The 4,512-nt window shown below is 72.3% G+C and carries 5 protein-coding genes; 3 read left to right on the forward strand and 2 right to left on the reverse strand.

Going from position 1 to position 4,512, the window contains the following annotated elements; translation table 11 throughout:
* From ACYVE7_RS29725 to ACYVE7_RS29735, 3 genes are all read left to right on the forward strand, one after another.
* A partial coding sequence (locus ACYVE7_RS29725) for a hypothetical protein (protein WP_460369321.1) occupies positions 1–464 on the forward strand: 464 nt, incomplete at its 5' end.
* Positions 465–487: 23 nt separating this feature from the next.
* Positions 488–2,269, forward strand: coding sequence for a glutaminase A (gene glsA, locus ACYVE7_RS29730; RefSeq protein WP_460369322.1), 1,782 nt, complete (start codon positions 488–490; stop codon positions 2,267–2,269).
* An 11-nt stretch (positions 2,270–2,280) separates the two neighbouring features.
* Positions 2,281–2,649 carry a cupin domain-containing protein gene (locus ACYVE7_RS29735; RefSeq protein WP_460369324.1) on the forward strand — a complete coding sequence of 123 codons (369 nt, stop codon included), beginning with the start codon at positions 2,281–2,283 and terminating at the stop codon, positions 2,647–2,649.
* On the opposite strand, the gene ACYVE7_RS29740 is transcribed toward ACYVE7_RS29735, so the two are convergent.
* Positions 2,650–3,858 carry an MFS transporter gene (locus tag ACYVE7_RS29740; RefSeq protein ID WP_460369326.1) on the reverse strand — a complete coding sequence of 403 codons (1,209 nt, stop codon included), beginning with the start codon at positions 3,856–3,858 and terminating at the stop codon, positions 2,650–2,652.
* A gap of 64 nt (positions 3,859–3,922) precedes the next feature.
* Positions 3,923–4,512 (reverse strand): Rossmann-fold NAD(P)-binding domain-containing protein (locus ACYVE7_RS29745; protein ID WP_460369328.1); only part of this gene is annotated, 590 nt, incomplete at its 5' end.

Below are 4,512 nucleotides of genomic sequence, written 5' to 3' on the forward strand. Positions count from 1 at the left end.
TCCTCGTGACGGCCTTCCTGCTCTGGCCGGGCGGCGACTCCGACCGGCCGGAGGCGGGCACCACCCCGACCGGGAAGCCGGCCACGGCGGCCTCGACGACGTCCGGGACTCCCACCGCCTCGGCGTCCGCGACCCCCGCGCCGACCAACGGGGTGCCCGCGGCGTTCGCCGGAACCTGGACGGGCACGGTCAACGACAATCTGGGCGGCAGCTTCACCCTGACCCTCACCGTCCGCGAGGGCACCACCCGCGGCACCTTCGCCGCCTCGGGCGGCAGCCTCTGCAACCAGCCGATCTCCTTCACCCGGATGCGCAACGGCTCGGTGGTGCTCTACCTGGTCCCCGCCAACAACTGCGGTGACGGCACCATCACCCTCACCCAGAACGGGGCGAACCTGACCTACCGCTACGAGAGCAGCGACGCCTCTATCACCGCCGACGCCGACCTGACGAAAACGGGATGATCCGCTTCCTCTACCCTTGACGCGTGAACGGACCGATCGTCAGCCCGATCAAAGACCTCCTCGACGACCTGCGCACACGCCTCCAGGCGCAGCGGGGCGGCGAGGTCGCCACCTATATCCCCGAGCTCGGCAAAGCCGACCCCGAATGGTTCGGGATGGCCGTCGCCACCCTCGACGGCACGCTGTACGAGACGGGCGACGTGGACGTCCCGTTCACGATCCAGTCGGTGTCCAAGCCGTTCGTCTACGCGCTCGCCCTCCAGGACATCGGGATGGAGCGGGTGCTGGAGCAGGTCGGGGTCGAACCGACCGGCGACGCGTTCAACGCGATGCGCCTCGAACCCGGCACCGGACGCCCCTACAACCCGATGGTCAACGCGGGCGCGATCGTCACCACCTCGCTGGTCGAGGGCGCCGACCCCGAGGCGCGGCTCGACCGCATCCTGGAGGGCCTGTCGGCGTTCGCGGGACGGGACCTGGTCGTCGACCACAAAGTGCTGATCTCCGAGTCGGTGACGGGCGACCGGAACCGGGCGCTGGCGTGGCTGATGCACGGCGCGGGCTCGCTCCGCTGCGACGTCGACGACGCCCTGACCGTCTACTTCGCCCAGTGCTCGACCCTGGTCACCACCCGCGACCTGGCCGTCATGACGGCGACGCTGGCCGGCGGCGGAGTGAACCCGGTGACGGGCAAGCAGGTGGTGAGCGTCGAGGCGGCGGCCGGGGCCCTCACCGTGATGGCGACCTGCGGCACCTACGACTACGCGGGCGAATGGCTGATGCGGGCGGGGCTGCCCGCCAAGAGCGGGGTGTCCGGCGGGCTGATCGCGGCGCTGCCGTCGCAGCTCGGTCTCGGCGTGTTCTCGCCGCGGCTGGACTCGCGCGGCAACAGCGTCCGGGGCGTCGCGGCGTGCCAGGAGCTGTCCGGCCGGTTCGGGCTGCATCTGATGCGGCCGACCGAGCGTCCGGGCCCGGTGTTCCACCGGACGTTCCGGGGCGACACCGCCCACTCCAAGCGGGTCCGCTGCCACGACGAACGGGCCGCGCTGACCGCCAAGGGCAGCGAGATCATCGTCTACGAGCTCCGTGGCGACCTGGCGTTCAACGCCACCGAGGAGGTCGTGCGGACCATCACCGCCGAGGAGGGGGTCCGCTGGGTGGTGCTGGACCTGCGCAGGTCGGGGAGGGTGCAGAGCGTCGCGGCGACCCTGCTGGAGGCGATGGCCGCCAAGCTCAAGGAGCGCGGGATCACGACCGTCGCGGTCGACCCCGAGGACCGGGTGCCGCTGGCGTCGACGATCACCGTCGCCTCCCGCGACGCCGCACTCGAACTCTGCGAGGACGCCCTGCTGGAGTCCGAGGGAGCGGTCCGGCACGAGGTGCCGCTGCACGAGCAGGACCTGCTGCGCGCGCTCGACGACGATCTCGTCTACGCGCTCCGCGAGTATCTGGAGACCCGCGGCTACGCGCCGGGCGAGCGGCTCATCGAGGACGTCGCCGCCCTCTGCTTCATCCTGTCGGGCCGGCTGGCCCGCGAGGTGACGGTCGGCGGACGCCTGGTCCGCGAGGCGTCGATGGGGCCCGGCACGGCCGTCGGCCGGCTGGCGCTGCTCGACGACGCCGACCAGGCCCGCCGGATCGTCGCCGAAGGGCCGACGCGCTGCCAGGTCCTCACCACGGCCGCGTTGTCGCGGCTGGAGCGCGAGAACTCCCGGCTCGTCGACGCGCTGCGCTGGTCGATCGCCCGCGCCATCGCGGCCCGGCTGCACCGCGCGGACGCCGAGAACCACGCCCTGATGCGCTAGGGTCGGCGCACGTGGCCGATGAGATCTACACCGGGAACGCGAACGTCGACGCCCTCGCGGAGCGGGGCTGGCTGCTGGGGCACTTCATGCCCGAGGGCGACGCCCGGCACAGCACCGACGTCGAGATCAAGTGGGGTGTGCACCCGCCGGGCGACGAACGTGCCGAGTGGGTGCGCGGTGAGCGTCGCACGGCCCTGCTCGTCCTGATCAGCGGGCGGTTCCGGGTCGAGGTGCCGGGCCGCAGCGTCCTCCTCGACCGGCAGGGCGACTACGTGGTCTGGGGCCATGGCGTCGACCACTCCTGGAAGGCGGAGGAGGAGTCGGTGGTTCTGACCGTCCGCTGGCCGTCGGTCCCCGGCTACCAGGTCGAACACGCCTGATCACTTCCGGGTCGGGCGCAGCAGCGCCACCGCGATCAGCCCGGCGGCGGCGCTGACCGGGACGACGACGGAGACCGGCGTGAACTCGGCGGCGAGCCCGGCCGTCGCGAACCCGGCGCCCTGGAAGAACATCAGGCCCATCGTCTGGACGGCGAGCGCGCGTGACCGCAGATCCGCGGGGGTCACCTTGATGAGCTGGTGGTCCTGGCCGAGATGGTGGCCGACCCCCGCGCCCGACGCGAACAGCAGCAGCACCACCCCGGCGAGCCCCGGCTTCAGCGCGTAGCCGAGCAGCGGCGCCAGCACGAGCACCGCCAGCGGCACGATCGCCCGGATCTGGCGGGTCGGGGTCAGGGCCCGCATCACGGCGAACTCGCCGAGCGCGCAGCCGAGCGGCAGCGCGGCCATCATCACCCCGATCCAGGCCGTTCCGATCCCGGCCTCCGCGGCGTAGGGGAGGGCCAGGGCCTCGGGCGTCACCGACAGGGCCGCGACGATCCAGCCGAGCACCAGGTTCCGCCGGAGCGGGCGGAGCGCGAGGACGGCCTTGATCCCGGCGAGCGAGTCCCTGACCATCGACTTCCCTGCGGGCGTCGCGGGCCTCCTCTCCTTCGTCCCGAACCGCATGATCAGGGCGGCGAAGCCGAACGCGACGGCCTCCGCCAGCAGCGCGGTGTGCGGTTCGACGACCGTCAGCAGCACACCGCCCGCGGCGAGCCCGAACACCTGGGCCGACTGCGCGACGATCCGCAGCAGGCTCCGCGCGGGCACGTACGCCGGTCCCGGCAGCACCTGCGGCAGGGTCGCCGACCGCGCTCCGGCGAGCACCGGACTGACCGTCCCGATCAGGAAGACCATGCCCAGCAGGGCGGGGACCGGCATCCCGGGGATCGCCATGGCGGCGGCGATCAGGCCGGTGAGGCTCATCCCGGCGACCATGAGGCGGCGCAGCGGCACCCGGTCGACCAGCGACGACAGCAGCGGCCCCGCGAACAGATACGGGGTGAACGCCAGGGCCAGGACCAGCGACGCGAGCAGCGGCGAACCGGTCTTCCGGAAGACCAGGACCGTGGTGGCGAAGTCGGCCATGATGACCCCGACAAAAGTGATCACCTGGACAAGGAAGATCACTCGGAACTCGGGAACCGCGAGGGCGTCGCGGTACCGCTCGGTACGTTCGGCGGCCGGAGCTCCGGCTGGCTGGGTCATGGCGGAAGCTTCGTTCGAGACCGAATCGAAGACGCTGTGTACGCCCTCAGGCTGCTCCTGTAGGTCATTTTTCGAGGCCGAGTAGCTGCCGTTCGAGCTCGGGGGAGAGGCCCTTGTTCGGTCGGTCGGCGCGCTGCGGGGGGTGGCCGCCGATCGACTGGAGCCAGGTCCAGGTGTTGGCGACTGTTTCGGTGGTGGGACGGCAGCGCAGGCCTGTGGACAGGGCCAGTGCGACGTCGCTGCCGTGCATTCCGGCGTGGTCGGGGCCGGGGGGAAGCCAGACCGGCAGTTCGGTCCAGGGCTGGACGCCTGCCGCGAGGATCGTCTCGGGGTCGGTCCAGCGGAGGTCGGAGTCCGAGCCGGTGGCCGTCACACAGGCTTCCAGCAGGCCGCCCATGGTGGCGTGGCCGACGGGGCTCACCAGATCGGCGGGGCCGCTGAACCCGGCGTTGTCGAGCGTCCAGCGCGCCAGATCGCGGTTGTCGATGAACTGGATGCCGGCGTCGGCGGGCCCGGGGGCCAGGGTGGGGCCGCCGCGCGCGATCCGGGTCAGCCACCACGGCAGCCGTCCGACGTTCTCGTACGGCCCGAGGACCAGCCCGGCCCGCACCAGCGTGACGCGGTCGCCGAGCTCCGCCAGCAGCGCCGGCTCCG

The organism is Actinocorallia lasiicapitis (genome assembly GCF_054778695.1).

What these genes read in the sequence shown, in the direction of transcription:
- ACYVE7_RS29740 (WP_460369326.1), bottom strand. Translation starts at nt 3,858, where the DNA reads ATGACCCAGCCAGCCGGAGCTCCGGCCGCCGAACGTACCGAGCGGTAC.